This is a genomic window from Roseovarius sp. THAF9, assembly GCF_009363715.1.
Taxonomy (GTDB): domain Bacteria; phylum Pseudomonadota; class Alphaproteobacteria; order Rhodobacterales; family Rhodobacteraceae; genus Roseovarius.
In genome coordinates, this window is record NZ_CP045404.1 from 3,474,690 (window position 1) to 3,500,862 (window position 26,173).

27 protein-coding genes are annotated in these 26,173 nt (G+C 64.5%); 10 read left to right on the top strand and 17 right to left on the bottom strand.

Going from position 1 to position 26,173, the window contains the following annotated elements; genetic code table 11:
* The first annotated feature begins 88 nt into the window (after positions 1 to 88).
* The gene (locus tag FIU86_RS17215; protein WP_152476200.1) at positions 89 to 769 is read left to right on the top strand and encodes a hypothetical protein; all 681 of its coding nucleotides are present in this window, start codon (positions 89 to 91) and stop codon (positions 767 to 769) included.
* A gap of 9 nt (positions 770 to 778) precedes the next feature.
* Here the strand turns inward: FIU86_RS17215 and FIU86_RS17220 are convergent, their stop codons facing one another.
* Together FIU86_RS17220 and FIU86_RS17225 are read right to left on the bottom strand one after the other, a co-directional pair.
* Complete coding sequence (locus FIU86_RS17220) at positions 779 to 1,813, bottom strand: succinylglutamate desuccinylase/aspartoacylase family protein (RefSeq protein ID WP_152476201.1); 1,035 nt, start codon at positions 1,811 to 1,813, stop codon at positions 779 to 781.
* 140 nt (positions 1,814 to 1,953) lie between these two features.
* Positions 1,954 to 2,607 carry a peroxiredoxin gene (locus tag FIU86_RS17225; RefSeq protein ID WP_152476202.1) on the bottom strand — a complete coding sequence of 218 codons (654 nt, stop codon included), beginning with the start codon at positions 2,605 to 2,607 and terminating at the stop codon, positions 1,954 to 1,956.
* A gap of 151 nt (positions 2,608 to 2,758) precedes the next feature.
* On the opposite strand from FIU86_RS17225, the gene FIU86_RS17230 reads away from it, so the two are divergent.
* The 4 genes from FIU86_RS17230 to FIU86_RS17245 are packed head-to-tail and all read left to right on the top strand — an operon-like array spanning position 2,759 to position 6,948.
* The gene (locus FIU86_RS17230) at positions 2,759 to 4,201 is read left to right on the top strand and encodes an aldehyde dehydrogenase family protein (protein WP_152476203.1); all 1,443 of its coding nucleotides are present in this window, start codon (positions 2,759 to 2,761) and stop codon (positions 4,199 to 4,201) included.
* A gap of 5 nt (positions 4,202 to 4,206) precedes the next feature.
* On the top strand, positions 4,207 to 4,989 hold the full coding sequence (locus tag FIU86_RS17235) for a glycosyltransferase family 25 protein (RefSeq protein WP_152476204.1): 783 nt from the start codon (positions 4,207 to 4,209) through the stop codon (positions 4,987 to 4,989).
* Positions 4,986 to 5,846, top strand: a complete 861-nt coding sequence (locus tag FIU86_RS17240) for an alpha-1,2-fucosyltransferase (RefSeq protein ID WP_152476205.1) — start codon at positions 4,986 to 4,988, stop codon at positions 5,844 to 5,846. The genes FIU86_RS17235 and FIU86_RS17240 overlap by 4 nt, the downstream gene beginning before the upstream one ends.
* 55 nt (positions 5,847 to 5,901) lie before the next feature.
* Entirely contained in the window at positions 5,902 to 6,948 is a 1,047-nt protein-coding gene (locus FIU86_RS17245; RefSeq protein WP_152476206.1) for a serine/threonine protein kinase, read from the top strand.
* A gap of 58 nt (positions 6,949 to 7,006) precedes the next feature.
* Here the strand turns inward: FIU86_RS17245 and FIU86_RS17250 are convergent, their stop codons facing one another.
* The 12 genes from FIU86_RS17250 to FIU86_RS17305 all read right to left on the bottom strand — a co-directional run bounded on the left by FIU86_RS17250 (position 7,007) and on the right by FIU86_RS17305 (position 18,524).
* Positions 7,007 to 7,651: a pseudouridine synthase gene (locus FIU86_RS17250; protein WP_152476207.1), complete on the bottom strand. Its 645-nt coding sequence runs from the start codon at positions 7,649 to 7,651 to the stop codon at positions 7,007 to 7,009.
* 95 nt (positions 7,652 to 7,746) lie between these two features.
* Complete coding sequence (locus FIU86_RS17255; RefSeq protein ID WP_152476208.1) at positions 7,747 to 10,197, bottom strand: FAD-dependent oxidoreductase; 2,451 nt, start codon at positions 10,195 to 10,197, stop codon at positions 7,747 to 7,749.
* The gene (locus FIU86_RS17260) at positions 10,190 to 10,864 is read right to left on the bottom strand and encodes a hypothetical protein (protein WP_152476209.1); all 675 of its coding nucleotides are present in this window, start codon (positions 10,862 to 10,864) and stop codon (positions 10,190 to 10,192) included. Before FIU86_RS17260 ends, FIU86_RS17255 begins: the two co-directional genes overlap by 8 nt.
* A gap of 13 nt (positions 10,865 to 10,877) precedes the next feature.
* Positions 10,878 to 11,777 carry a homocysteine S-methyltransferase family protein gene (locus tag FIU86_RS17265; RefSeq protein ID WP_152476210.1) on the bottom strand — a complete coding sequence of 300 codons (900 nt, stop codon included), beginning with the start codon at positions 11,775 to 11,777 and terminating at the stop codon, positions 10,878 to 10,880.
* 22 nt (positions 11,778 to 11,799) lie between these two features.
* Positions 11,800 to 12,870, bottom strand: coding sequence for an alcohol dehydrogenase family protein (locus FIU86_RS17270; protein ID WP_152476211.1), 1,071 nt, complete (start codon positions 12,868 to 12,870; stop codon positions 11,800 to 11,802).
* A complete protein-coding gene (locus FIU86_RS17275) occupies positions 12,867 to 13,493 on the bottom strand; it encodes a LysE family translocator (RefSeq protein ID WP_152477214.1) in 627 nt (208 codons plus the stop codon). Before FIU86_RS17275 ends, FIU86_RS17270 begins: the two co-directional genes overlap by 4 nt.
* Positions 13,494 to 13,556: 63 nt before the next feature.
* The gene (locus tag FIU86_RS17280) at positions 13,557 to 16,001 is read right to left on the bottom strand and encodes an FAD-dependent oxidoreductase (protein WP_152476212.1); all 2,445 of its coding nucleotides are present in this window, start codon (positions 15,999 to 16,001) and stop codon (positions 13,557 to 13,559) included.
* Positions 15,994 to 16,527, bottom strand: a complete 534-nt coding sequence (locus FIU86_RS17285; protein ID WP_152476213.1) for a hypothetical protein — start codon at positions 16,525 to 16,527, stop codon at positions 15,994 to 15,996. Before FIU86_RS17285 ends, FIU86_RS17280 begins: the two co-directional genes overlap by 8 nt.
* A 53-nt stretch (positions 16,528 to 16,580) precedes the next feature.
* Complete coding sequence (locus FIU86_RS17290; RefSeq protein WP_152476214.1) at positions 16,581 to 16,949, bottom strand: GFA family protein; 369 nt, start codon at positions 16,947 to 16,949, stop codon at positions 16,581 to 16,583.
* Positions 16,942 to 17,343, bottom strand: coding sequence for a GFA family protein (locus tag FIU86_RS17295; protein WP_152476215.1), 402 nt, complete (start codon positions 17,341 to 17,343; stop codon positions 16,942 to 16,944). Before FIU86_RS17295 ends, FIU86_RS17290 begins: the two co-directional genes overlap by 8 nt.
* A gap of 1 nt (position 17,344) precedes the next feature.
* Positions 17,345 to 17,965: a LysE family translocator gene (locus FIU86_RS17300; RefSeq protein WP_152476216.1), complete on the bottom strand. Its 621-nt coding sequence runs from the start codon at positions 17,963 to 17,965 to the stop codon at positions 17,345 to 17,347.
* Between the two features lie 10 nt (positions 17,966 to 17,975).
* Positions 17,976 to 18,524, bottom strand: coding sequence for a helix-turn-helix domain-containing protein (locus FIU86_RS17305; RefSeq protein WP_152476217.1), 549 nt, complete (start codon positions 18,522 to 18,524; stop codon positions 17,976 to 17,978).
* 277 nt (positions 18,525 to 18,801) lie between these two features.
* On the opposite strand from FIU86_RS17305, the gene FIU86_RS17310 reads away from it, so the two are divergent.
* The gene (locus FIU86_RS17310; protein WP_172977538.1) at positions 18,802 to 20,466 is read left to right on the top strand and encodes a DM9 repeat-containing protein; all 1,665 of its coding nucleotides are present in this window, start codon (positions 18,802 to 18,804) and stop codon (positions 20,464 to 20,466) included.
* A gap of 110 nt (positions 20,467 to 20,576) precedes the next feature.
* Here the strand turns inward: FIU86_RS17310 and FIU86_RS17315 are convergent, their stop codons facing one another.
* Both FIU86_RS17315 and FIU86_RS17320 read right to left on the bottom strand, forming a co-directional pair.
* Positions 20,577 to 21,038, bottom strand: a complete 462-nt coding sequence (locus FIU86_RS17315; protein ID WP_152476219.1) for a GAF domain-containing protein — start codon at positions 21,036 to 21,038, stop codon at positions 20,577 to 20,579.
* 69 nt (positions 21,039 to 21,107) lie between these two features.
* The gene (locus FIU86_RS17320; protein WP_152476220.1) at positions 21,108 to 22,280 is read right to left on the bottom strand and encodes an acetyl-CoA C-acyltransferase; all 1,173 of its coding nucleotides are present in this window, start codon (positions 22,278 to 22,280) and stop codon (positions 21,108 to 21,110) included.
* A 112-nt stretch (positions 22,281 to 22,392) separates the two neighbouring features.
* Between FIU86_RS17320 and FIU86_RS17325 the strand changes: the two genes are divergently transcribed.
* The 3 genes from FIU86_RS17325 to FIU86_RS17335 all read left to right on the top strand — a co-directional run bounded on the left by FIU86_RS17325 (position 22,393) and on the right by FIU86_RS17335 (position 24,990).
* A complete protein-coding gene (locus tag FIU86_RS17325; protein ID WP_152476221.1) occupies positions 22,393 to 22,731 on the top strand; it encodes an STAS domain-containing protein in 339 nt (112 codons plus the stop codon).
* A gap of 9 nt (positions 22,732 to 22,740) precedes the next feature.
* Positions 22,741 to 23,208, top strand: a complete 468-nt coding sequence (locus FIU86_RS17330; RefSeq protein ID WP_152476222.1) for an ATP-binding protein — start codon at positions 22,741 to 22,743, stop codon at positions 23,206 to 23,208.
* Positions 23,209 to 23,412: 204 nt separating this feature from the next.
* A complete protein-coding gene (locus tag FIU86_RS17335) occupies positions 23,413 to 24,990 on the top strand; it encodes a gamma-glutamyltransferase family protein (RefSeq protein ID WP_152476223.1) in 1,578 nt (525 codons plus the stop codon).
* A gap of 41 nt (positions 24,991 to 25,031) precedes the next feature.
* Here the strand turns inward: FIU86_RS17335 and hspQ are convergent, their stop codons facing one another.
* Positions 25,032 to 25,358 (bottom strand): heat shock protein HspQ, encoded by a 327-nt coding sequence (hspQ, locus tag FIU86_RS17340; protein ID WP_103762965.1) that lies wholly within the window; start codon positions 25,356 to 25,358, stop codon positions 25,032 to 25,034.
* Between the two features lie 201 nt (positions 25,359 to 25,559).
* Between hspQ and FIU86_RS17345 the strand changes: the two genes are divergently transcribed.
* The gene (locus FIU86_RS17345) at positions 25,560 to 26,153 is read left to right on the top strand and encodes a lytic transglycosylase (protein WP_152476224.1); all 594 of its coding nucleotides are present in this window, start codon (positions 25,560 to 25,562) and stop codon (positions 26,151 to 26,153) included.
* The last annotated feature ends 20 nt before the right edge of the window (positions 26,154 to 26,173 follow it).

Genomic DNA, 26,173 nt, shown 5'->3' on the forward strand with positions numbered 1-26,173 from the left:
CTCCGCCGCGCGGACAGGCTTTGCGCTTGATGCGGCGCCGCGCCTCGCCTATTCCCGCGCCAAATCTACCGCGAGAGGCACGCGCCCCATGACCCTTTCCACGATCCACTCCATCGACAGGATCCTGCTTGGCGTTATAGTCGCCGTACTGGTCCTGACGGTCGGCATCTATTTCTACAGTACGGATTTCTTCTCGCTGACCTACGCGCGCGAAGATGGCTATGTCGAATACGCCACCGCGATCTTCCTGTTTGTGGCCAGCCTAGTCCTCATGATGAACGCGCGGTCGCTCAAGGCCCGCGGCGCCGGTCTCGCCCTCGCCTGTACCCTGTTCTACGCGCTGCTCTTCTTCTTTGCCGCGGGCGAAGAGGTTTCCTGGGGCCAGCGCATCTTCGGCTGGGAAACCGGCGAGACGTTCCAGCAAATCAACAAGCAGCAGGAAACCAACCTGCACAACCTGATCGTGCCCACGCCCTGGGGCGATTTCCACCTCGCGAAGACGCTCTTCGGCCCGGTCCTGACGCTGATCCTGCTGATCTACCTCGCCGTCCTGCCGCTGCTCTATCCGCGCGTCGCATGGATCAAACGCTCGCTAGACCGCATCGCCGCCCCGGTCCCCGGCACCCGTCACGCGGTGCTCGCCGTCGCCGCCAGCCTCGTGATCGCCGCCATCGACGTCTCGCGCAAATGGGAGGTCTACGAGCTCGTGTTCAGCTTGCTGGCCACGTCGATCTTCCTGCTGCCCCAGAACCGCGAGCACACGACCTGAGCCACCGGCTCAGATGATCTCGTCCTCGTCGTAAAGCGGCGCGGCCTCCATATGAGCCGCGACGCCCTCGGCGGCGTGCTCGGCCCGCGGCGTCTCGGCGATGTGAAACAGCGCCTCGCCCTCGTAGACCGCCGGCATGTTCGACCGCCCGATCACGATCCCCGCCTCTTCGCACACCACCTCGCAGTCGGTCTGCCCCATCGGATCGCTGACCGCGCCCAGCACGGCACCCGGCTCCACCGCGTCGCCGACCGCCTTGTAGCCGCGAAAGACGCCGCCCACGGGCGCCCGGTACCAACTCGACGAATTCGCCACCACCGGCACGCTGCGCTGCTTCGGCACGCCCTTGGCCCCGATCATGCCCAGCTGGCGCATCACCCGCAGACACCCGCTCACCCCGGCTCGCACCGCCAGCTCGTCGAACCGCAGCGCCTCGCCTCCTTCGTACAGCAGGACATCCACGCCCTCCTCCTCGGCGGCCAGCCGCAAACTGCCTTCGCGCAGCTTCGAGGCCATCATCACCGGCGCGCCGAACGCCTCTCCCAACGCTTTCAGTCGGTCGTTGTCCGGCGTCAGCCGGATCTGCGGCAGGTTCGTGCGATGAATCGCCGCCGAATGCAGATCGATCCCCACATCCGACCGCCGCACCACCTCTTCCATGAAGATATGCGCCAGCCGTGACGCCATGCTGCCTTCCGCGCCTCCGGGAAAACAGCGGTTCAGGTCGCGCCGGTCGGGCAGATACCGCGAATGATTGTGAAACCCGAATCCGTTGACGATTGGCACCGCCAGCAGCGTGCCCGCCATGCCCTTCAGAGGCGCGGCTCGCAACAACCGCCGCACGATCTCGACCCCGATCACCTCGTCGCCGTGAATCGCCGCAGAAACGAACAGCACCGGCCCGGGCCGCCGCCCATGAATCACATGCACCGCAAGGTTCACCGGGGTGTGGTCCGACAGGGTGCTCACCGGCACGTCCACCGTCTCACGCGAGCCGGCTTTCACCACCTTCCCACCAATCTCGAATGCGTCACGTTTCGCCATGCCCGGCTATGTCGCGCAAAAACGGGGCCCTGTCCACAACCGAACAGGGCCCTCTTCTTCTGGCTATAAATATCCCGGGGAGTTTGAGGGGCAGCGCCCCTCATCCCACATATCAAGCGCGGCACAGCCGCACCTTTTGGTCAACCCGGCAACTTCGCCATCCGCAGATAGGGCAGCACGGTGTTGAACTCCCCGAACTTGGCCTTGGCGTCCTCGTCGCTGACCGAGGTCGGGATCACCACGTCCTGGCCCAGGGTCCAGTCGGCGGGCGTCGCCACGCCCTGCCCGGCGCTGGTCTGCAACGCATCGAGCGCGCGCAGCACCTCGCCAAAGTTCCGCCCCACCGTCATCGGATAGGTCATGGTCAGCTTCAACTGCTTATCCGGCCCGATGATGAAGACCGAGCGCACCGTGGCACTGTCGGCGGGCGTGCGGCCATCGGGCAGATAGGCCTCGGCAGGCAGCATGTCGAAGGCCTTGGACACCTCCAGACCATCATCCGCTATGATCGGAAAGCCCGGCTTGGCGCCGCCGGCGGTCTCGATGTCGCCCTTCCATTTCTTGTGATCCTCCACGCCGTCAACGCTGACGCCGATCACCTTGGTGCCGCGTTTCTCCCACTCGTCGGCCAGCCGCGCGACGGCGCCGAATTCGGTGGTGCAGACGGGCGTGAAGTCCTTGGGATGCGAGAACAGGATCGCCCAGCTGTCGCCGATCCAGTCATGCAGGCTGAACTCGCCCTGATCGGTGGTCACGGTCAGGTCGGGAATGGTGTCGTTGATCCGCAGTGCCATGGGGCATCTCCTTCTTTTGCAAATCGAATTCTCGCGCTCAACATAAGAAGGCTGCGCGAAATTAACAGCCGCCCACTTGCGGCAATCCGCCCCCTATGGTCATGTGCGCGCCAAATGCCCACATATGCGGCTCAGACGAAAGGAATGCGACATGATCGAGAAGAAACAATTCTACATCGACGGCGCCTGGGTCGATCCGGTCGCGGGCACCGATCACCACGTGATCGACCCCTCGACCGAAGACCCCTGCGCCGTGATATCTCTGGCCGGCGAGGCCGATTGCGACGCCGCCGTCGCCGCCGCCAAATCCGCTTTCCCCGGCTGGATGGCCACCCCGGTGTCCGAACGTATGGCCCTGGTCGAGAAACTGCGCGAGATCTACAAATCCCGCGCCGAGGATATGGCCAAGGCCATCAGTCTGGAAATGGGCGCGCCCATCGACCTTGCCCGCGCCCAACAGGTCGGCGCCGGGTCGTCGCATATGAAGGCCATCCTGAAGGCCGCGTCGGAGTTCGACTGGATCGAACCCCTGGGCGATCACGCCCCCAATGACCGCATCATTCACGAGGCCGTGGGCGTCGTGACCATGATCACGCCCTGGAACTGGCCGATGAACCAGATCTCGCTCAAGGTCATCGCCGGGTTGCTCGCAGGCTGCACCATGATCCTCAAACCGTCCGAGGAATCGCCCCTCTCGGCCCTGCTCTTCGCCGAGATGATCGACGAGGCGGGCTTCCCTAAAGGTGTCTTCAACCTCGTCAACGGCGACGGCGCGGGCGCAGGCACGGCGCTCACCGGGCACCCCGACGTCGACATGGTCTCCTTCACCGGCTCCTCCCGCGCCGGTAAACTGATCTCCAAGAACGCAGCCGACACACTCAAGCGCGTCAGCCTCGAATTGGGCGGCAAGGGCGCCAACCTCATCTTCGCCGATGCCGACGAAAAGGCGGTCAAGCGCGGCGTCCTGCACTGCATGAACAACACCGGCCAGTCCTGTAACGCGCCCACCCGGATGCTGGTCCAGCGCGACATATACGACCAGGCGGTCGAGACCGCTGCCGAGACGGCGAACAAGGTCACCGTTGGCCCCGCGTCCGAGGAAGGCCGCCATATGGGCCCCGTAGTGAACGAGACTCAGTTCAACAAGATCCAGGACCTGATCCAGAAAGGCATCGACGAGGGCGCACGCCTCGTCACCGGCGGCACGGGCCGCCCCGACGGCCTCAACCGCGGTTTCTACGTCAAACCGACGATCTTCGCCGACGTGAACAACGACATGACCATCGCGCGCGAGGAAATCTTCGGCCCGGTCCTGTCCATTATACCCTTCGGCACCGAGGAAGAAGGCATCGAAATCGCCAATGACACACCTTACGGCCTGACCAACTATGTCCAGACGCAGGACCCGGCCCGGGCCAACCGCTGCGCCCGCGCCCTGCGCTCGGGCATGGTGGAAATGAACGGCCAAAGCCGCGGCCTCGGCTCGCCCTTCGGCGGCATGAAACAGTCCGGCAACGGGCGCGAAGGCGGCAAATGGGGGCTCGAGGACTTTCTCGAGGTCAAGGCCGTCTCCGGCTGGACCGAAGGCGCCTGAGGCGCATGGAGGTCCACGTCTTCGTGTTGCATCTCGTCCGGGCCTCGGCCCGGCGAGAGAACGCGCAGGCGCTGCTGGCCGACGCCCGCGAGATCGGCGGCTTGAAAGGCGAAATATGGCCCGCCGTCGATGGCGGCGCCATGTCCTCGACCGACCTTTCGGCCAGTGTCGGGGCCGCGCTTTTCGACCCCGGCTATCCCTTTTCGCTGAAGGCGGGCGAGATCGGCTGCATGCTCTCGCACCGCCAGATCTGGGCCGAGCTTCAGATGCGCGACGCGGGCGCCGCCCTGATCCTCGAAGATGACGCCGAGATTGACCCCGACACGTTTCAGGCCGCCCTCGACCTCGCCCGGACCCATATCGACAAGCTGGGCTACATCCAGTTCCAAACCCGCGCCTCCAAGGGCCCGTCGCATCTCGTAGACACCTCCGGCGATTGCCGCCTGGTCGTCCCGCAACAGGCCGGTCTGCGCACCACCGGCCAGATGGTCAGCCGCACCGCCGCGGCGCATCTTCTGGCGCTGTCCGACCCGTTCGACCGGCCCGTCGATACCTTCATTCAGTCCCACTGGCACACCGGCCTGCGCCCGGCGGTGATCTACCCTTCGGGCCTTGCCGATATCGGGGAAGAGCTGGACGGCTCCACCATCCAGTCCGGCGACAAGCCCTGGACAGAAAAGCTGATGCGCGAGTTTCACCGCACCCGCTATCGCGCCGCCGTCTCGCGCCTGTCGCGCCGCAGCACCGCGCCCGCCGGGGGCGGCTTCGCGCAGGACAAGGGACAATGACCACGGATCGCATCATCACCCGCCTCTTTGGCGGCGCGGGCAACCAGATGTTCCAGTATGCCGCCGCCCGTGCACTGGCCGACAAGCTCTGCTGCGAGCTTCATGTCGATAACCGCTATGTCGCGGGCTCCGCCGACCGCGGCGACTGCTTCGCGCATTACGCCAATGCCCGGTTCACACGGCAGGGCCCCCTGCCGCCCGCCAAGTCCAACGGCTGGCTGCGCTACGGGCTCTGGCGCGCCTTCGGCACGTCGCCCAGGATCTACCGCGAGAAAGCGCTGGGCTTTGATCCCGATCTCTTGGAGCTGCCGCCGAACACCTACCTGCACGGCTACTGGCAGTCCGAGCGCTATTTCGCCGAGATTGCCGAGCAAATCCGCACCGACCTTACCTTCACCACCCCGCTGGACGTCTCCAACGCCGACATCGCCGCCCGCATCGCCGACACCGCCAATCCAGTCGCGCTTCACGTCCGGCGCGGCGATTACATCGCCACCGGCGCCTATGCCGCCATGACGCCCGAGTATTACCGCAGCGCCGCCCGCCACATCGCCGACACCACAGGCATCGCACCGACCTGCTTCGTCTTCTCCAACGATCCAGCCTGGGCCCGCGACAACCTGGCCTTGGACTTTGAGACCGTGGTGGTCGACCTCAACGACGAGACCACCGGCCATTTCGATCTGCACCTGCAAACCCTCTGCGCTCACAACGTCATCGCCAACTCCACCTTCTCCTGGTGGGCGGCCTGGCTAAACCACAATCCGGACAAGATCGTGGTGGCTCCAAAAACGTGGTTCACCGACCCCAAACTCTCCAACCCCGATCTCATCCCCGACCGCTGGACACGTCTGTAGGGTTGGGCTTCCACCCCACCTTTCCCCACACGGCGAAACCCTCTACACACCCCGCATGGACACCACCCCCGATATCGCGCAGGCCACCTTCGTGCCCGAGACCGTGCACAAGCGCGATATCTTCTCCGAAACCATTTCCGGCCATCTCGAAGGCCACCCCGAGATCGCCGTCGTCCTGCGCAAGCTCGACACCGTGCCGCTCTACGCCCGGCCCCTGTCGCGCTGGCTTGCCGCCAAGGAAACCCGCGGCCTGCGTGCCGTGCAGGGGATCGAAGGCTGCCCGATCCTCATTCGCGCCGACCACGTCGGCCTCTTGCGCAGCTGGACGCAAGGCACGCCGCTGCAACTGGCCAAGCCCACCGACCCCGAATGGTACCGCGACGCCAAGCGCCTCCTGCGCGAAATGCGCCGCGCCGGCGTCACCCATAACGACATCGCCAAGCCGCAAAACTGGCTGATGACGCCCGAGGGCCGCGCCGCCGTCATCGATTTCCAACTCGCCTCTGTACATCACCGCAGGGGCAAGCTCTTCCGGCTAAAGGCGCGCGAGGACCTGCGCCACCTGCTGAAACAGAAACGCGCCTACGCGCCCGATCTGCTCACCCCGTCCGAGCACCGCATGCTGGCACAGAAATCCCTGCCCTCGCGTGTGTGGATGGCCACCGGCAAGCGGCTCTACAACTTCATCACGAGGCGGGTCATGAACTGGTCCGACGGCGAAGGCACCGAGGATAGACTGGACCGCGACGGCCCCGCCCTGCGCAAGGCCCTGCTCGACCACCCGCAGATCACCGATGTGGCGCTCTGCACCTTTGCCCTGCCCGCCAAGGGCGTCGGCCTCTACGCCTTCGTCGAAACCCCGCTTTCGGGACACGACGTCACGAAACTGGCCCCCACGCCCAAACCCGAACACATCCAGACCGTCGCCACGCTCCCACGTCATCCCGATGGCACCGCCCGCCTCGACGCGCTCACCCTCGTCGCCACCAATCGCCTCGACGAACTCGAACAGCTTCAGCAGGGCGACCCCGACCTCGCCGCCACGCTGAAGCCCATCGTCGCGCAGCGCCTCAACCTGACCGACCGCGTCCTGCGCGCCTGAGTTTCACTGTTCCCAAAATACTCAAGACCAACGGCCCGATCCGGGCGCTCCGCCCGCCTCAGAACGGCGCCTTCTGACGAAAGACCATCCCCATCCCGCCATCCGGGTGTCGCAGCCGCAACTCTTCGGAGTGCAGCATCAGCCGTTCATGCTCGAGCGCCGCACCCTCGGCATAGAACGGATCCCCCAAAATCGGATGCCCAAGGGCTTGCATATGCACCCGCAACTGGTGGCTCCGCCCGGTCTTCGGCATCAGCCGCATCCGGGTCTCGCCCTCGCCATATCGCTGCACCCGCCAGTCCGTGATCGCCGCCTTGCCGGTCTCATGACACACTTTCTGCCGGGGCCGGTTCGGCCAATCCACGATCAGGGGCAAATCCACAGTCCCGGTCCGCTCCTCCACCCGGCCCAAGACCCGCGCGGTGTAGATCTTCTTCACCTGCCGCTTCTCGAATTGCAGGCCAAGGTGCCGCTGCGCGTGGGGCGTCAGCGCAAAGACCATCACGCCCGACGTGTCGCGGTCCAACCGATGCACCAACAGCGCCATGGGAAACGCCTCCTGCACACGGGCCAGCAGGCAATCGGCCAGGTGTTCGCCCTTGCCCGGCACACTCAAAAGGCCCGGCGGCTTGGCCGCGACAAGGATCTCGTGATCCTCGTGCAGCACCTCCAGCGGGGTCATCGGCGGGTCATAGTCAGACATGGTCCGCCGCATACACCACGCACATCCGCACCGCCACCCCGGGTCGCGGCCACGCTCCGCGTTTCACTGTTCCTTAAATACTCCTGCCGGAGGCATTAAACCTTCACCCGCTCCGATTTTGGGTCATACATCGGCTTCAGCGACGCTTCGGCGCGCACCCGCGTCCCCGCCACGTCGATCTCGTAGGCGGACGCCAGAACCTCCTCAGCACTCTCACCGGCGCAGGGCACATACCCCATCCCAATCGCGCCACCGAGGTGATGTCCATACGCCCCCGAGCTCAAATAGCCCACGAGCTCCCCGTCCCGCAGCACAGGCTCGTTGTGATAGACCAAAGGTTCGGGATCGGTCAGCCGGAACTGCACCAGCCGTTTCGTCAGCCCGGCCTGCTTCTTGCGCAGAACCGCGTCACGCCCGATGAAATCGGGTTTCGCTGTCTTCACGGCAAAGCCTAGCCCGGCTTCCAGCACATGATCCTCGCAAGTGATGTCGTGCCCGAAATGCCGGAACCCCTTCTCGATCCGGCACGAGTCCATCATGTGCATCCCGCACAGTTTCAGCTCATGATCCTGTCCCGCGTCCCAAAGCGTCTCGAAGACGTGCCCCGCCATATCCGCGCTCACGTAAATCTCCCAACCCAGCTCGCCCACGTAGCTCACCCGGTGCACCCGCGCGAACCCCATGCCCAGTTCGATCTCCTGCGCCGTGCCGAACGGGTTTGCCTCGTTGGAAAAATCAGCCGGACTGACAGCCTGCATCAGCTTCCGCGCATCCGGCCCCATGACCGCCAGCACGCCTTCGCCTGCCGTGACATCGGTAATCACGACGTTGAACTCGCCCTTGTGCCGTTCCATCCACGTCTGATCCGCCAGCCGCGTCGCGGCCGGCGTCACCACCAGGTACGCCGTCTCGCTCAGCCGCGTCACGGTGACATCCGCCTCGATCCCGCCTTGGTCATTCAGGAACTGGGTATAAACGATCTTTCCATTCGGTACCGAATAGTCGCCGCCGCCGATATGGTTCAGAAACGCCTCCGCATCCGGTCCCTCGACCCGGATCTTGCCGAAACTCGACATGTCGTAAAGGCCCACGCCCGTGCGGATCGCGCGATGCTCTTCGGCAGCATTCTCGAACCAGTTCTGCCGCCCCCAGCCATAGCGATACTCCCGCTCCTGGCCGTCTGTCGCGAACCAGTTCGCCCGCTCCCAGCCGGCCATCTCTCCCATCACCGCACCGCGCTCCAGCAGGTGGTGGTGGAACGGTGACCGCCGCACCCCCCGCGCCGTGCGCTTTTGCAAATAGGGGAAATGATCGGCGTAAAGCAGCCCCAGCGTCTCCTTCGACCGCTCAAACAGGTACTGCCGGTTCCCCTGGAACGGCTGCATCCGGGAAATATCCACGTCACCCAGATCGAACGGCTTCTCGCCACTGTCCATCCACTGGCTCAGCGCATGACCCGCGCCCCCGGCACTCTGAATGCCGATCGAGTTGAACCCGGCGGCCACCCACACATTGTCCATCTCCGGCGCAAGACCCAGATGATAGGCATCATCCGGCGTGAAACTTTCCGGCCCGTTGAAAAACGTGTGAATCCCGGCATCAGCCAGCATCGGCATCCGGTTGACCGCCGCTTCGAGGATCGGCTCGAAATGGTCGAAATCCTCGGGCAACTGGTCGAACTCGAAGCTCTCGGGAATGCCCTGCATCCCCCACGGCTTGGCATTTGGCTCGAACGCCCCCAGCAAGATCTTGCCCGCGTCTTCCTTGTAATAGGCACACTCATCGGGCACCCGCAGCACCGGCAGTTGCCCCAGCCCCTCGATGCCTTCGGTCACGATATAGAAATGCTCGCAGGCATGCAGTGGCACGTTCACACCCGCCATGCGGCCCACCTCGTGGCCCCACATGCCCGCGCAATTCACGATCATGTCGCAGGCAATATGCCCCATCTCGCCACCATCGTCGGCGACCCAATCCACGCCCGTCACCCGGCGGCCCTGACGCGCGATCCCGGTAACCTTCACCCGCTCCTTCACCAGCGCCCCGTTCTGCCGCGCGCCCTTGGCCAGCGCCAGCGCGATATTGGCCGGATCCGCCTGCCCGTCCTTGTCCAGGTAAACCGCCCCGGTCACATCATCCGCGTTCAGATGCGGATAGCGCGCCTTCACCTCCGCCGCGCCGATCTCTTCCACGTCCACGCCAAAGGCCCGCGCCATCGCGGCCTGCCGGTAAATCTCCTCCCGTCGCTCATCGGTCAGCGCCACGGTGATCGACCCGCAGCGCCGGAACCCGGTCGCGACCCCGGTCTCGGCCTCCAGGTTGCCGTAAAGCTCCTGGCTGTATTTCGCCAGCTTCGTCATGTTGGCACTCGCCCTCAGCTGCGCGATCAGCCCCGCCGCGTGCCATGTCGTCCCGCTGGTCAGCTGCTTGCGCTCCAGCAGCACCACGTCCGTCCAGCCCAGCTTGGCCAGGTGATAGGCCACCGAACAGCCCACCACGCCGCCGCCGATAATTACCACGCGGGCATGCTCCGGCAGGTTACTCATCGCCTGCCTCCTTGAACGCGGCATAAAGATTCTGCCACTGGTTGGTCATCGGCCCCACCGTGCGCCACTCGACGTGCAAGCCATCGCGCTCGAAATGCCGCTCGACCCAGTCCTCGATGGCCTGCGGCTGCGACATCGAGAAATTGCTCGCGCCGATCTCGAACAGAGGCAGGTCGGCGTCGATCTCGCAGGACCGCCCGAACTCGTCTGTCGCCTGCACCTGAAGCCTGTAGCGATCCGGCGCCACATGGCTCAGCGCGAGCTTCAGCACATCCGTCGAGCCATAAGAGCCCTCCTGAATCGCTGCCGGCGCCTCCAGCACATCGGGCATCTTCCGCCAGTCGAAATCGACCGTCACACCGTCCAGCGCCGCACGGTCCCGGCTGGCGAACTGGCGTTCGTCGATCTGCAGCCATTCGGTGGTCAGTGCTGGCGCCAGCAGATAGGCCATGTCCGCGTCGCCGCTCTCGTCCGGGATCTCCCGGCTCTGCGCGGCGATCATGATATCCAGTTGCACGCCCTCGGTTTCCTGACCGTTCTCGAAACTCTTCCACAGGACGAACTTCGCGTGGCTCACCTCGAAATCCAGCCGCCCGAATTCCTTGCTTTCAAAGCGGAAGCGCCCGCTTGCCGGGACCATGCCGGGGGGAAGCGTGCCGTCACTCATCTCGTCACCTCCTTCATACGATCTCGTGTCCCGCCGCCTGAAGGCAGCGCGCAATCTCCGCGATATGCGCCGGGCCGATCTCGCAGCAGCCGCCGACGATGGTGGCCCCCTGCGCGACCCAGCCCATGACGTATTCCGCGTATTCCAGCGGGCCAAGGTCCTTGCGTTGCTCCAGCGCATCCACCGTCGGCGCATCGCCCAAGAACCCGTCGCTGATCTCCGTGAACCCGTTGGCGTAACCGCCAAAGGGCAGGCCGAAATCCTTGATGACGTCCAGCGCGGCGCCCGTGGCTTCGGGGCGCGAACAGTTCACCAGCGCCGCCGCCGGCGCGTGCCTTGCTACCGTCTCGGCCAGCTCCGCCACCGGCTCGCCCGAGCGCAGTCGCGTGCCGTCCCGGTCATCCACGCTCAACGCCAGCCACACCGGCAGGCCCTGCCCCGACGCCGCCCGCAACGCACCCTCGGCCTGATCCACCGACGACATCGTCTCCAGCAGGAAAAGGTCCACGTGATCCTTCATCAGCGCCACCGGCTCGGCATAGATCTTCGCGGCCTCGGCGGCGGGCGGGCAGGTCTCGGGCTTGTAGGACTGCACCAGCGGCCCGATCGCGCCTGCCACCCGGCCCTTGCCACCGCTCGCCGCTCGGGCCCGGCGCGCCGCCCTTACCGCCGTATCGGTCAGTTGCCCGACCTTGTCCTCCAACCCGATCCGCACCAGCCGGTCGCGCAGCACCGCGTAGGTGTTGGTCGTGGCCACCGTCGCGCCGACGTTGAAGTAGTCCAGATGCACCTCGCCCACCAGCTTGGGATGGTCGATCATCACTTGCGTCGACCACAAAGCCGTCGCCCGGTCGCCCGAGCGTTTCACCAGCTCCTGCCCGATCGAGCCGTCCAACAGTGTGACCTGTGCCATGTACTTCCTCCCGCGCCCCTGTTCAGATGTCGATGCCGTCCGGGATCAGCACCAGCTTCCCGGCATGCCGCTTCGACATGAACTCTTCCTGCGCCCTGTCAATCTCCCGCATGGGAAATGTCTTCGCGATCAGCGGTTTCACCGCACCCTGCCGCACCATCTCGACCAGCCGGGCAAAGACCGCGTGCGACTGGAAGGTGCAGCCGTGGATCGTGATGTCCCGCAAATAGATGCGCCGCAGATCCGCCTCCACCACCGGCCCGGCAATGGCCCCCGCCACCGCGTAATGCCCGCCCGGACGCAGCGCGTCGATCAACGCGCCCCAGCCCGGCCCGGCCACAAGGTCGATCACCGCATGATACGTATCGGCGGACGGCACCTCGTCCCGCCCGATCACCGCCACCGCACCGGCATCGCGCACGCACTCGGCCTTGGGCGCCGACGACACCCCCGTGACCTTCGCCCCCAGCGCCGTGGCCAGTTGCACCGCCGCCAACCCTACGCCACCGGATGCTCCGGTGATCAGCACGCGCTGCCCCTCTTCGACTCCAGCCCGGTCCAGCAGCCCCGCCGCCGTACCAAAGGCGCACGGGATCGCCGCCAGTTCCACGTCGCTCAAGGGCGCGTCGCTCACGTCAAAGAGATCCCCCTCCGGCACCACGCAATACTGCGCGAATGCCCCGTCAAATTCCGACCCCAGCGCCTCGAACCCAACCGGGTTGTCTTCGGTCGGACGCGGCTGGTTGATCGGGCAGATCACCCGCATCCCCTCGGCCACCGCGCTCACGCCTTCGCCCAGCGCCACGACCTCACCGCACAGGTCCCCGCCCTGGATCAGCGGAAAGTCCAACGCCCCGGACCAGCCGCCCTCCTCGACCCCGTCCTGCGACTCGCCCGTCGCCCCTGTCACATCCGCCGAATACCAGCCCTCGCGCGTGTTGATGTCGGTGTTGTTCACCCCCGCCGCCAGCACCCGCACCAACACCTCACCCGGCCCGGGCCGCGGCACGGGGATATCCTCGCGCCACTCCAGCTTCTCCGGCCCGCCGTGGCCGGTCAGATACACGCCGGACATGGTCGCGGGCAGGCTCATCGCGCCGCCCCCTTGTCGAGATCCTTCAGCCCCAAGAGCACCGCAGCGCCCACCATCAGCATACCGCTCACCCGGTTGATCCACACCCCGGTCAGCGATGTCACACGCCCCAAGGTGCGCGTCGCGGCCCAGCCCCAAAACAGCAGCACCAGACCGTCCACCACCAGATAGGTCACCCCCAGCACCAGCAATTGCGGCAGGATCGGCGCGCCCGCATGGATGAATTGCGGAAACAGCGCCCCGAAGAACACGACCGCGTAAGGATTGGCAGACGAAGTGACAAAGCCCTGCCGGAAAAGACGTCCTTTCGCCGCCGCCCCCAGCGCCTCGGCCCCGCCTTTGCTCAGCATCAACCGCAGCCCGATCCAGACAAGGTACGCCACGCCCACCCATTTCACGACCCACAGCGCATCGGCATTGGCCGCGATCACCGCCGTCAGGCCGAAGGCCGCCAGCGTCATCTGCACCGCGTTGGCACTGAGGTCCCCCGCCACTGTCGCCAGCGACCGGCGCAGCCCGTGGCGCAAGCTGTTGGAAATGATCAGCAACTGGCTGGTGTCCGGCGGTGTTGCGAAAAACGCCGCCAGCACGCCAAGATAGATCAGATAGGTCTCGATGCTCATCATCCGCCCTTTCGCCTTCCCGTCCCGGGCCTGACCCTTCCTGCCCCTGGCTGGACCTCTAACTCATGCCGTCAGCCTTGCATTCTCCGGATCCCAAAGCGGCTGATCCGGCTGCACCACGGCCTTGCGCCGCTCGCCATAGATCTCCACTTCCAGCTCGGTGCCCGCCGCCGCCACATCCGTCCGCAGCATCGCCAGCGCCACGCTCGCATTCACACGATAGCCCCAGGCGCCGCTCGTCGTCTCGCCCACGATCTCATCCCCGTTCCAGATCGTCGACATGTAGGGCGCATCCGCCTCCCCCGCGTCGATGATCAGCGGCGCAAAGGCTTTCTTTCGGCCCTGCTGTTTCTCCGCCAACAGCGCGGCCTTGCCCGTAAAATCCTGGTCCTTGTCGAACTTCACGAATCGCTCAAGCCCGGCCTCCAGCATCGAGTAATCCGTGCTCAGATCACCCTTCCACGCCCGGTATCCTTTCTCGATCCGCAGGCTGTTCAGCGCATACATCCCGAAGGGCTTCGCCCCCGCCTCCAGAATGGCATCATAGATCGCCGGCATCTCGGCGTTCTCGGCATGAACCTCCCAACCCAACTCGCCGGTAAAGCTCACCCGGATCAGGAAGGCAGGCCGCCCCGCCACGGTGCAATGCTGATGGCTCAGCCACCCGGCCTCCAGATCGGCATCACTGATCCCGGCCAGCACCTCGCGACTCTTCGGCCCTGCCACCAAAAGCGCCGACCGCTCGGTCGTCGTCTCGGTCACACTCACACCCGCCGGCACGCTGTTTCGGATCAGCTCGCCGTCATGCCACTGCGCCGTGGCGGCAGTGATCAGCACGAAATCATTCTCCGCCAGCCGGATACAGGAAAACTCCGTCACGATCCGCCCCTGCGCGTTAGCGACATAGACAAGGTTCATCCGGCCCACCTTGGGCAGACCCCCGGTCACGAAGCCGCGCAACCAATCGTCGGCCCCAGAGCCCTGCACCCGGAACCGCGAAAACCCCGGAAGGTCCAGCACGCCGCAGGCATCGCGCACCACTTCGCATTCTTCGCGGATGCGCTGCTCCCACGGCCCCTTGCGGTTCCACGTATGGGTGCTTTCCTCCGAAGTGTCGTCATCCGGCTGCGCGAACCAGTTCGCCCGCTCCCAGCCATTGTACGCCCCCATAACGCCGCCCAGTTCCAGCACGCGCCCATGGTTCGGCGACAGCTTCTTGTCGCGCCCCGCCGGCCATTCGTGCCACGGGAAATGCATGGCGTATTCGTTGCCGTAGACTTCCATCCCCTTGGCCACACAATAATCGTGATCGGTGTAGTCGGTGTAACGGCGCGGATCGACCGCCCACATGTCCCATTCCGGCGCACCGTCCACGATCCACTCGGCAAGCACCTTGCCCGCGCCACCGCCCTGCGCGATCCCGAAGGTAAAGACACAAGCCTCGAACGCGTTTTTCACCCCCGGCATCGGCCCCAGCAGGGGCAGCCCGTCGGGCGCATAGGGAATCGGCCCGTTGATGATCCGGCTGATCCCCGCCGTGGCCGCCACCGGCACGCGCTCCATGGAATCCGCCACGATATCCTCGATCCGTTCCAGGTCATCCGACCACAGCTGAAAGCTGAAGTCCTCGGGCATCGGGTCGGACGGCTCCACCCAATGGGCGCGGCAATTGGGTTCGTAGGGCCCGATGTTGAACCCGTGCTTTTCCTGCCGGAAGTAATAGGACACGTCCACGTCCCGCAGAAGCGGCAGCTTGCGGCCCGTCTCCTTGCTATGCGCCTCGATCTCGGGGATCTCGTCGGTCAGCACATACTGGTGGCTCATCACCATCATCGGCACTGTCCGCCCGCCATAGGGCTTGAACCATTCGCCCACGGTCTGCGCATAGTAGCCAGCCGCGTTCACCACGTAATCGCAGGCGATATCGCCCTTGTCCGTGTGTACGATCCAGCCTTCACCGTCCTGCGTCACGCCGGTGGCCGGACAGAACCGCACAATCGTCGCCCCCATGTCGCGCGCTCCCTTGGCCAGGGCCTGCGTCACCTGCGCCGGGTCGATATCGCCGTCATTGGGATCGTAAAGCCCGCCCACGATGTCATGCGTTCCGATGAACGGATACCGTGCCTTGATCTCATCGGGCGTCAGGATCTCCAGATCCATCCCCTGATGCTTGCCCATCCCCTTGGCGCGCTCGAACTCCTGCATCCGCTCCTTGGAATGCGCCAGCCGGATCGAGCCGGTCTGGTGATAGTTCATCGGGTAATCCACCTCGTCCCCCAGCCGGGCATAAAGCTCGGTGGAATAGCGCTGCATGTTCATGATGCCCCAACTGGTCGAGAAGGTCGGCACGTTCCCCGCCGCGTGCCAGGTGCTGCCCGCAGTCAGCTCGTTCTTTTCCAGCAGGACGCAATCGCTCCACCCTTTCTTGGCAAGGTGATAGAGCACCGAGCACCCCACGACGCCCCCGCCTATGATCACCACTTTCGCGTTTTTCGGCAGATCAGCCATTCTTCTTGCCTCCCTTTGCTCCCTCGGCTCCGCCGGCGGGCGTTACCTCGAATTGGTTTTTACGTGTTCTCTGTTGCTCAGTGCTGCGCCGTCCCAGCTCGCGGTCAGGCAACCGATGTTCGATCATCCGTACGCTACGCGCCCAGCCTGCTTCAAAATGAGCTTCATACACCAACAAACCGGCTGACTCGGCGCCGTACCGGGCAAGCAACTTCACTGTCGCGGTCACGTCCGTTTCCGTGGTCGTGTAATCACCCTCATCGAGCAGCGCGCCGGTCTCGAACCTTTTGCGCTGTTGCTCTCGCAACCGATGCATACGCTCATGGATCAGGTTCAAGTCTTCTGGCACCGGCTCACCGAGGTAAACTGAAACCCGCTGTTGAAGACGACCGTCCGGCCTCACTTCGAATTGCCGCTGCTTTTGTCCAGGCAGGTCCTTTGTTTGAAAATGAAATTGCCACGGCTTCCGCCCTTCGGGCAGGTCCGGCAAATCTGCATGCCATGTGATAATGTCATAGACGCCCAACGCTCACGCCCCGCCTTGCTGTACGGATCTGTAGGGATGAAACGGAAGCCCGATCATTTCTGCGGAACTCCGTCCGCGATGTCGTAGTAATCGCCCTTGTCGGCGGTGAAGATATGCTTCTCCAGACGCAGCCCCGTCGGCCCGTCCAGCGCGCCCAGGGCAAAGCTCATGGTGTCCTCGTCATGCGCTTTCCAGAACAGAAACGCCCCGCAGGTCGCGCAGAACCCGCGCTTGGCGGCGGGCGTCGCCTCGTACCACGTCACCTCGCCGGCGATCTCCAAGTCAGCCTCCGGCACGAAGGCCGAGGACCACACATGCCCCGATTGCTTGCGGCATTGCCCACAATGACAGGCCGACACCCCTTTCGGCGTGCCCGCTACGCTGAACCGGACGTTCCCGCACAAACAGCTTCCCTCAAGCATTCTCACCTCCACTGAAGCGCTCGAACTGCGGCAGCCCGTCGCCGATTTCGTAATAGTCGCCCTTGTCCTCCAGAAAGACATGGGCCGTGATCCTCAACCCATGCCCCGGCTCCAGCGATGCGGCGGCAACCACGGTGCGCGGCGCATCCCCGGGCTTCCAGAACAGGCTCGACCCGCAAAGCTTGCAGAACCCTCGCCGCGCCGTGTCGCTTGACTGGAACCACGCCAGCCCCTCGTCGCGCTCCATCACCAGGCCGTCGTCCGCCACCGAGGTCGCCGCCCAGAAAAATCCCGACTGCTTGCGGCACTGCCCGCAATGGCACCCCAGTATGTCCCGCACCTTGCCCTCCAACCGGAACGCCACCGCCCCGCACGAACAGGCCCCCCGGATCATCTCACGCCCTCCCCGGCGTCGACGCAGCACCCAACAGCACGCCGTAGATCACGAAACACGCCGCCAGCCCCCGGCGCAGCCACACGTTGAACACCGCCCCCAACGCCGCCCGGCCCAGCCCCGCGCCCAGCGCGGTGTAGCCCATGTAGCTCAGCGCGGTCAGGCTCAGCGCCGTGGGAACGATCACCCACATCTGGCTCCAGATCGGCACGTCCGGTTGCACGAACTGGCTGAAGGCCGCCAGGTACCCCGCCACGCTCTTGGGGTTGATCGTCGCAATGGCAAAGGCCCGCCAGTAGATGCTGCGCCCGGCCGGCGCGGCCACCACCACCTTTCGCCGCGCCATGATCCAGCCGCGCACACCGAGGTAGATCAGAAACCCCGCGCCGATGAATTTCGCCACCTGAAACGCTTCGGGCGAGGCCGCGATCAGCGCCGTTACCCCCGCCGCCGACAGCGTCAGGAACAGTGCCGCCTGCGTCAGGATCGCCGCCACCCCCCACAGGCTGCGGCGGAACCCGATCGTCATGCCGTTGGTGATGCAGTTCACCGCGTTCGGTCCCGGCGTGGTCACGAACACAACCCAGAACAGCGCGAAGACGGTCCATCCCTCCAGGCTCATCTCCGCCCCCTCAATAGACCGGCGGCGCGATCACCCAGATCGCGACACACGGCGCGTCATAGGGGTTCGACCACGCATAGGTTTCATGCCGGATTCGAAAACTGTCCCCCGGCCCCACGGTGAACGCCCGCCCGCCGATGCTCAGGTCCAGCCGACCGGACACGATGTACCCCACCTCCTGCGTCGGCCGCGCGGCGGGGCGCTGCATCTTCGATCCGGGCCGGAACGTGGAATGGATCACCTCGAAATCGTCGCTCAAATCCGGCGACAACAGTTCTTCGATCAGCCCTTCCTCGCCCGAGCCCATCTGCCGCCGCGCCCCTTCGCGCACGATGATGCCCTGCTCCTCGGCCGGGGCGCTGGCATGAGCGAAAAGAAACGACATCGGCACGTCGAACGCACCCGCAATCGCCCGCAGATCGGAAATCGACGGCTCGGACAGGTCCCGCTCCACCTGGCTCAGCCAACCCACCGACCGGCCCAGCGCCTGCGCCATCTCGCTCAGCGTCAGCCCCCGCGCCTTGCGCAAGGCGCGCAAGTCGGCTCCGAGGCTGCGCATGGCGGAGATCTGGCTCTGTTCCAAAGGGCACTCTTCCCGTGAAATTATTGCGTCAATTTTCACGCTGCGCGAGTCGCGTGAAAAAATCAACACAAATTTCACAGCGTTCTATACGACGGCTCTGCACACCATTGCCTGAAACCGTCCTCTTCGTGCTATGATAGGTTGTTTCCGGTTTCGATTATTTATTTCACCCTCTCAAACAGGATTAATCTCAATGCGTTTACTATGTACGACTGCCTTGATCGCGGCCATCTCCACGCCCGCACTTGCGGAAATGAGCAAGACCGATCGCGCCCTTCTCGAAAAGCTCAAGAATTCTTCGGCCTTCATGAAGGACCATATCCCCCCCGGCCACACCGCCATATCGATCGAGCGCCGCGGCGGCATCTCCACCGGCCCGCTGATCTGGGGAGGCGACCCGGAAAATCTCGAGATCAAGCCGCGCGGTATTCAATCGGCTGCAAGCATCAACTGCGACCCTGATGATACAATACCCTTCGGTGGCGATATCACGGCCGAATACAGCCATGTCGGGACATTCAGGACATCCCAAGGCGCCGCGATAAGCGCCGAATTCAGCATTTCCGCGGACTGGCCCGGCGGGTCGTCCCAGGCCGCCTTCAATACCACGATCACAAGTGAAACGGGACAAGCCACGGAAACCGGGGTTATTCTGGCCTACACCCAGACTTACAACACGATGGTCGCGCCGCTGCACTTCCGTCGTGCGCAGTTGCAGGTCATCGAACAGGTGATCGAGGGCAAGCCCTTCTCGGTCGATGTCGAGATCACCGGCGATGCCGTGGTGCAATACGCCCCCGAGGTGTCATGGCGCCGCCCCGGCGATCTTGCGGGCGCGCGGCTTGTTTTGGGCGGAAGCGAGCCCGACGCCAACGGGAACAATCGCAACCTTTACATCTGCCGTGCCGAACACAACGGCTTTCTGCATCCCGGAAAACGCATCGCCGGAAAGTGCAACATCAGCTACGGCGGCAAAGAGTATGAAAAGCGCAGCTACGAGATGTTGTCGATGCCCGATAACAGCTACTACTGGGAATGGAAGGACGACTTCGAGGACAGGCATGAAACCGACCAGGCCAGGCTCGATGACCCCGACCAATCGCCCGTGATAAGCGATGTCGAGGATGATGACCCCGATCGGCGCTACAACGGTGCTCTGCTCGTCTGCCAGGCCGAATACGAGGGTGGCTGGCATCCCGGCAAGGTGGTCAACAATCACTGCATGTTCGGTTGGGGCGGCGACGAAATCCAAGTGGGTAACTTCAAGGTGCTCATGCAAAAGACGCCGGACGGCCCATCGCAGACCGACGCCTTCGACCTCTCCACCTACCTTGCGCCCGAATTGCTGAGCTTTCGGGTCGAAGGCACGTTCGAGGGCGCCAGCGCCGTGGATTCGCGCGTCGTGGTCCAGCGCCAGCAACCCGTGCGCCCCGGCGAATGCGTCGTAGAGCCGAGTGCAGAGGTTGCCGCTGATGAACTGTCGCCCCTTCAGAAAGAGGTCGAAGTGGAGCGTACCGAAGTCAACCTGACGCCCGATCCCGGCACTGACACCGGCAACGGCCAGACGCGCACCGTCAGGATGGCGAGTGTCGGGACGAAGCCCGCGAAAACGGTCACGTTCGACAACATCGCCACGGAAAAGCCGATCGAGGGCGAGGTGCAGTCCGTGGCCAGCCTCTCCCAAGAGGTCAATCCGCTCGACTGGCAGGTCCGCACCCTTCGCCGCACGAAACCGATGATGGCCGGCGATGACATCCTGATCGTACAGCGCGCCCTGACTGACGCGGGCTGGCCGGTTTTGCATGACGGCGTTTACGGCGGGTATACGCGGCGGGCGGTGATCCTGTTCCAGCGCGCGCATGGCCTGCGCGCTGATGGAATCGTCGGGCCGGCGACCGAAAAACGGCTCGGCTTGTAACGGCCATTTCCCGACCCCGCCGCGCGGTCTGTTCGCAAACGCCGTGCGGTTGGGGAAACCGACGCGCTGCCACCGGAATACCGACGCGATACCGATCGCTGTTTTCGCCGTTAACTTTCGATTCGGCCGAACACCATTTCCAGAATGCGCGCCAGCCCGTCCGCATCCCCCTGATCGAACGCGGCAGGTTGATCGCTGTCGATATCCAGCACCGCCAGCAGCCGCCCCTGCCCGTCCCGCACGGGCAAAACGATCTCCGACCGGGTCGAGCTGGCACAGGCGATATGCCCGTCAAAACTGTCGACATCATCGACCAGCTGCACCTCGCCCGTCCGCGCCGCGGCCCCGCAGACCCCCCGCGAAAACGGGATCTGCAAACACCCATGCCCGCCCTGATAAGGCCCTATTTTCAATAGCTTGGGTTCGGTCACACGGTAGAACCCCGTCCAGTCGAACCGCGCGTCGGCATGGTGCAACTCGCACACCACCGTCGCCATCAGCGCCACCGCGTCGCTCTCGCCCTCGGTCAACGCCCCGATGGTCTTGGACAACGTGTCGTAATCCGCACGCATAGCTCACCTCCCGCGCCAAGAGTTTTCAGCAAAACTCTTGGCAAATCTTTTCCGTAAAAGATTTGCGCCTCAGTCCCGCTCGATCGCGATGGCCGTGCCTTCGCCCCCGCCGATGCAGATCGCTGCCACACCACGCTTCAAATCTCTTTTTTCCAACGCATTCAATAACGTAACCATGATCCGCGCCCCGCTTGCCCCAATGGGGTGTCCCAGCGCACAGGCCCCGCCATGCACGTTCACCTTGTCCCGCGGCAGCCCCATTTCGTGCATGAAGGCCATGGGCACTACGGCAAAAGCCTCGTTCACTTCCCACAGGTCCACGTCGTCCTTGGTCCAGCCGATCCGCTCCAGCAGCTTCTGCGCCGCAGGCACCGGGGCCGTGGTAAACCATCCCGGCGCTTGCGCATGGCTGGCATGGCCCAGGATCCGCGCCCGCACCTTCAGCCCCTGCGCCTCCGCCGCCTCGCGCGAGGCCAGCACCAGCGCCGCCGCGCCATCGCTGATCGAGCTCGAATTGGCCGCTGTCACCGTCCCGCCCTCGCGGAATGCAGGCTTCAGCTGTGGTATCTTGTCGGGCCGCGCCTTTCCGGGCTGCTCATCCGTCTCGACGACCACACTGCCCTTGCGAGTCTCCAACGTCACCGGCGCGATCTCGCCGTCGAAAGCACCGCTCTTCTGCGCCTTCAGCGCCCCTTCCAGCGACCCGATGGCATACGCATCCTGCGCCTCGCGAGTGAACTGGTATTTCTCGGCGCAATCCTCGGCGAAAGTGCCCATCAACCGCCCTTTGTCATAGGCGTCCTCCAGCCCATCAAGAAACATGTGGTCGATCACCTGCCCATGCCCGATCCGCGCCCCGCCGCGCATCTTGGGCAGCAGGTATGGCGCGTTCGACATGCTCTCCATGCCCCCCGTCACCATCGTGTCGGTATGGCCCTGCGCGATCTGGTCGAACCCGATCATCGCCGCCTTCATGCCCGAGCCACACATCTTGTTCAGCGTCGTCGCAGGCACCTCTTCGCCCAGCCCCGCCCTGAAACCTGCCTGCCGCGCCGGAGCCTGCCCTTGCCCGGCCGGAAGAACACAGCCCATCAACAGCTCAGCCACAGTCGATGCGCCCGCATCATTCAGCGCCGCGGAAATTGCCGCGCCGCCCAGGACACTGGCCTCGACCCCATCGAAATCCCCCTGGAAACCGCCCATGGGCGTTCGGGCCGCACCCGCGATCACAACCTCTTTCATGCTGACTGTCCTTTCATCTTTGCGTGCCGCTTTCGGAAAGCTCTCGGGGCCAAACGGTTTGGTAAGGAATTGCGCCTAGCCTGCACGCAACTTTCCCGTGTCCGGAGGCTTCATGCAACTTACCTGCGCCACTCACAACAACATCAAGGTTATCACGGTCGAAGACAACCGCATCGACGCGGCTTCGGCGATTCGATTCAAGGATGAAATGCGCGCCCTGACGGATGACGGCGGCGATCACGTTGTGCTCGACCTGTCCGGCGTCGCCTTCGTCGATTCCAGCGGCCTTGGTGCCATCGTCGCCTCGATGAAACAAATGGGCGACGGGCGGCGGCTGGACCTTGCCGGGCTGACCCCGGACGTCGCTAAGGTATTTCGTCTGACGCGGATGGATTCGATCTTCGTGATCCACAAAGACATGGCAGCGGCGCTTCAGCGCGCGGCGGGCTGACGCGGTAAAGTGGCCGCCACCGCCCCATCGGACGCAGGGCCGCTCATCGCGCTCTCGTCCACAGCGACGGAACTTGAAGTGCGCCATATGGTCGAGGCGCTCGGCGTGGCCTTGACCGATGCCGGGATTGACGGGGACCTGCGCAGCTCGATCACCCTCGCGGTCAGCGAGGCACTCAACAACGTCACCGAACATGCGTATGCGGGCCGTGCCCCGGGCGAGGTGCACATGACGGCCAATCTTTCTGACGACCGCGTGCTGGTCACACTGTACGATTCGGGCCGCGCCATGCCGGGCGACGCCCTGCCTCCGGGCCACCTGCCGGACAGCTCAGGCGCCCGCGCGGACCTGCCGGAAGGGGGATTCGGCTGGTTTCTCCTCCACAAGCTGTGCCTTGACCTTTTCTACACGCGCCAAGCGGGTCGCAACACGCTGCGCATGACCTTTCCGCGTTACGTGGCACCGGAAAAATCCTGACGTCACCAAATTGCCCCAATCCCATCGCACAGCCGCCCCAATGGATCGACATAAACGATACTGTAGCTGCATATGGCTTCCCTCGGCGCCGCGTTTTACAGCCCCCACCCAGTACGCGGCGTCGAGGTTCTTCTCCCCCCTGATTGGCATTTCCCGACGCACTCCCTAAGGTGGCCCCAAAAACCACCAATCACCGGAGCTTTCATGCGCGATTTCCAACGCCCCGGCCGCTCGGCCGTTCTGGCCACGAATGGCATGTGCGCCACGTCGCACCCCCTGGCCGCACAGGCCGCCATCGACATTCTGAAACGCGGCGGCAACGCCATGGACGCGGCCATCGCCGGCGCCGTCCTCCTGGGGATCTGCGAGCCGCAGATGACCGGGATCGGCGGCGACTGCTTCGTTCTGTTTACGAAACCCGGCAGCGATGACATCCATGCGCTCAACGGCTCCGGCCGCGCGCCCGCCGCCGCCAGCGCCGCCGACCTGCGCGCCCGCAGCCTCGACACGGTACCCCTGCACGGCCCCGAGGCGGTCACCATTCCCGGCGCCGTCGACGCCTTCTGCCATTTGTCCGACACCCACGGCAAGCTGGGTCTCGATGCGCTTCTCGCCCCCGCCATCCACTATGCCGAGAACGGCGTGCCTGTCGCCCCGCGCGTCGCCAATGACTGGCCCAGTGCCGGTGAATGCCTGCAGGGTCACGGTCTCACCCATTTTTCGAACGGCGGCAAACCCCTGCAGCAAGGCGAGATCTTTCGCTGCCCCGGCCAGGCCGAGGTGCTGCGCCGCGTCGCCCGCGACGGGCGCGACGCGTTCTACAAGGGCGAAGTGGCCGACGACATATTGGCGGCCCTCAACGCCATGGGCGGCGTCCACACGGCGGACGATTTCGCCGCCACCGCCTGCACGCCGACGGATCCCATCAGCGGCAGCTATTCCGGCATCGACCTGGTCGAGCATCCGCCCAACGGCCAGGGCGCCACGGCGATCCTGCTGCTCAACATCCTAACGCAGTTCGACATCGCGGCGATGGATCCTCTCGGCGCCCAGCGCGCCCATATCGAAGCCGAGGCGACCAAGCTGGCCTATGACGCCCGCAACCGCTTCATGGCCGACAGCGATCATGTCGCGCGGCTGGGTCACATGCTGTCAATGGACACCGCCCGCGCGCTCGCCGCGCTCATCGATCCGAAAAAGGCCATGCCGTCCGCGACAACGCTCAGCGAGGCCGTGCACCGCGACACGATCTACATCACCGTGGTCGACCGCGACCGCATGGCGGTGTCGTTGATCTACTCCATCTTCCACGGCTTCGGCTCCGGCATCGCATCCGAAAAGTTCGGCATCCTTCTGCAAAATCGCGGTGCCGGTTTCACGCTGGAAGAGGGGCACCCCAATGAGATGGCCGGCGGCAAACGCCCCATGCACACGATCATCCCCGGCATGCTGCGCGAGGGTGGCCGCGTCACCATGCCGTTCGGCGTCATGGGCGGCGCGTATCAGGCCAACGGCCACGCGCGTTTCGTGTCCAATCTGCGCGATTTCGGCTTCTCCTCGCAGGAGGCGATCGATGCCCCCCGCTGCTTCCCCGATGCGGGCGAGTTGCGGGTCGAGAAGGGTTACGCCCCCGAGGTGCATCAGGCGCTGGCCGATCTGGGTCACAACGTCGTCGAACCCGACGAGGCCATCGGCGGCGCGCAGGCCATCGAAATCAAGGAAAACGGCGTGCTCGAAGGCGGCTCTGACCCGCGCAAGGACGGCTGCGCGCTGGGGTATTGACGCCGCAACGAGTCCGGGGCGCGGCACCGCGCCCCAAGGGCTTAGTTCAGTTGGAAGTGAAGCGGGTACTGACCATCCTCGAACGGACCGAACAGGTCCGGGATATCCGGATGCCCCACGGGCTCGCCCGAGTAATCGGCGATCAGGTTCTGTTCGCTGACATATGCCACGTAATAGGTCTGATCGTTCTCGGCCAGAAGGTGGTAAAACGGCTGATCCTTCACCGGGCGGCTTTCCTCGGGAATCGAGTCGTACCACTCCTCGGTATTAGCGAATTCCGGGTCCACATCGAAAATCACACCGCGAAACGGATGTTTGCGGTGTTTCACGATCTGACCAAGGTGATATTTTGCGCGCGTCTTCAACATTCATCTAGCCCCTACCCGCACATCCTACCGCGTTCAACCGAGTTTTGTCCAACCTGCACGAGCAATTTATCGGGAAACAGTTTGTGAACCCGGCTCCGACAATTTGCGCCGCGCGCCTCACTCATGGCGGCAAAATCCGCCATTCCCAAGCCCCGATTCTTTCGTTAAACTTAAAAGAAAAACAAACATAGCGAGAGGCAGATGAGCAGACGTCTTCGCACGATCCTTGGAATGGTGGCCTTGGCCACTCTGAACGCCTGTGGTGGCGGCCCCAGCGGCCCGCCGCCCGACAATCTGGAAAATGCCTGCGCCATCGTGGCGCAGAAACCGCACTACCTGCGGGCCTTCAAGGCGACCGAGCGTCGTTGGGGCGTGCCCGTGCCGGTTCAGATGGCCACGATCTACCAGGAAAGCAAGTTCGACGGCGAGGCGCGCACGCCCTTCCGCTGGACGCTCGGGGTGATTCCCATGGGCCGCCAAAGTTCCGCCTACGGCTACAGCCAAGCGCTGGACGGCACGTGGGAGGAATATCTGAACGACGGCAACCGCGCCGCGCGGCGCAACGACATCCGGGATGCGACCGACTTCATGGGCTGGTACATGGCGCAGTCGAACCAGCGCTTGGGCATTCCGATGCACGACGCGCGCAATCACTACCTTGCCTATCACGAGGGGCGCACCGGCTATAGCCGCGGCAGCTACAACGCCAAACCTTGGCTGTTGCGGGTCTCGGGCGAGGTCGGCGAGCGCGCCGTCGTCTACGATCAACAATTGCGGGCCTGCGGGCGGCGCTAAGCCGCCCCGCCTCGCCCGGC

Excerpts from the sequence above, each read along its gene's own strand:
- FIU86_RS17220 (WP_152476201.1), bottom strand. The coding sequence starts at position 1,813 with ATGGCGAAACGTGACGCATTCGAGATTGGTGGGAAGGTGGTGAAAGCC.
- hspQ (WP_103762965.1), bottom strand. The coding sequence starts at position 25,358 with ATGTTGAAGACGCGCGCAAAATATCACCTTGGTCAGATCGTGAAACAC.
- FIU86_RS17265 (WP_152476210.1), bottom strand. The coding sequence starts at position 11,777 with ATGGCACAGGTCACACTGTTGGACGGCTCGATCGGGCAGGAGCTGGTG.
- FIU86_RS17260 (WP_152476209.1), bottom strand. The coding sequence starts at position 10,864 with ATGAGTGACGGCACGCTTCCCCCCGGCATGGTCCCGGCAAGCGGGCGC.
- FIU86_RS17250 (WP_152476207.1), bottom strand. The coding sequence starts at position 7,651 with ATGTCTGACTATGACCCGCCGATGACCCCGCTGGAGGTGCTGCACGAG.
- FIU86_RS17255 (WP_152476208.1), bottom strand. The coding sequence starts at position 10,197 with ATGAGTAACCTGCCGGAGCATGCCCGCGTGGTAATTATCGGCGGCGGC.
- FIU86_RS17345 (WP_152476224.1), top strand. The coding sequence starts at position 25,560 with ATGAGCAGACGTCTTCGCACGATCCTTGGAATGGTGGCCTTGGCCACT.
- FIU86_RS17325 (WP_152476221.1), top strand. The coding sequence starts at position 22,393 with ATGCAACTTACCTGCGCCACTCACAACAACATCAAGGTTATCACGGTC.
- FIU86_RS17315 (WP_152476219.1), bottom strand. The coding sequence starts at position 21,038 with ATGCGTGCGGATTACGACACGTTGTCCAAGACCATCGGGGCGTTGACC.
- FIU86_RS17215 (WP_152476200.1), top strand. The coding sequence starts at position 89 with ATGACCCTTTCCACGATCCACTCCATCGACAGGATCCTGCTTGGCGTT.
- FIU86_RS17230 (WP_152476203.1), top strand. The coding sequence starts at position 2,759 with ATGATCGAGAAGAAACAATTCTACATCGACGGCGCCTGGGTCGATCCG.
- FIU86_RS17270 (WP_152476211.1), bottom strand. The coding sequence starts at position 12,870 with ATGAGCCTGCCCGCGACCATGTCCGGCGTGTATCTGACCGGCCACGGC.
- FIU86_RS17295 (WP_152476215.1), bottom strand. The coding sequence starts at position 17,343 with ATGATCCGGGGGGCCTGTTCGTGCGGGGCGGTGGCGTTCCGGTTGGAG.
- FIU86_RS17320 (WP_152476220.1), bottom strand. The coding sequence starts at position 22,280 with ATGAAAGAGGTTGTGATCGCGGGTGCGGCCCGAACGCCCATGGGCGGT.
- FIU86_RS17240 (WP_152476205.1), top strand. The coding sequence starts at position 4,986 with ATGACCACGGATCGCATCATCACCCGCCTCTTTGGCGGCGCGGGCAAC.
- FIU86_RS17300 (WP_152476216.1), bottom strand. The coding sequence starts at position 17,965 with ATGAGCCTGGAGGGATGGACCGTCTTCGCGCTGTTCTGGGTTGTGTTC.
- FIU86_RS17305 (WP_152476217.1), bottom strand. The coding sequence starts at position 18,524 with ATGCGCAGCCTCGGAGCCGACTTGCGCGCCTTGCGCAAGGCGCGGGGG.
- FIU86_RS17275 (WP_152477214.1), bottom strand. The coding sequence starts at position 13,493 with ATGAGCATCGAGACCTATCTGATCTATCTTGGCGTGCTGGCGGCGTTT.
- FIU86_RS17225 (WP_152476202.1), bottom strand. The coding sequence starts at position 2,607 with ATGGCACTGCGGATCAACGACACCATTCCCGACCTGACCGTGACCACC.
- FIU86_RS17235 (WP_152476204.1), top strand. The coding sequence starts at position 4,207 with ATGGAGGTCCACGTCTTCGTGTTGCATCTCGTCCGGGCCTCGGCCCGG.
- FIU86_RS17280 (WP_152476212.1), bottom strand. The coding sequence starts at position 16,001 with ATGGCTGATCTGCCGAAAAACGCGAAAGTGGTGATCATAGGCGGGGGC.
- FIU86_RS17310 (WP_172977538.1), top strand. The coding sequence starts at position 18,802 with ATGAGCAAGACCGATCGCGCCCTTCTCGAAAAGCTCAAGAATTCTTCG.
- FIU86_RS17245 (WP_152476206.1), top strand. The coding sequence starts at position 5,902 with ATGGACACCACCCCCGATATCGCGCAGGCCACCTTCGTGCCCGAGACC.
- FIU86_RS17290 (WP_152476214.1), bottom strand. The coding sequence starts at position 16,949 with ATGCTTGAGGGAAGCTGTTTGTGCGGGAACGTCCGGTTCAGCGTAGCG.
- FIU86_RS17335 (WP_152476223.1), top strand. The coding sequence starts at position 23,413 with ATGCGCGATTTCCAACGCCCCGGCCGCTCGGCCGTTCTGGCCACGAAT.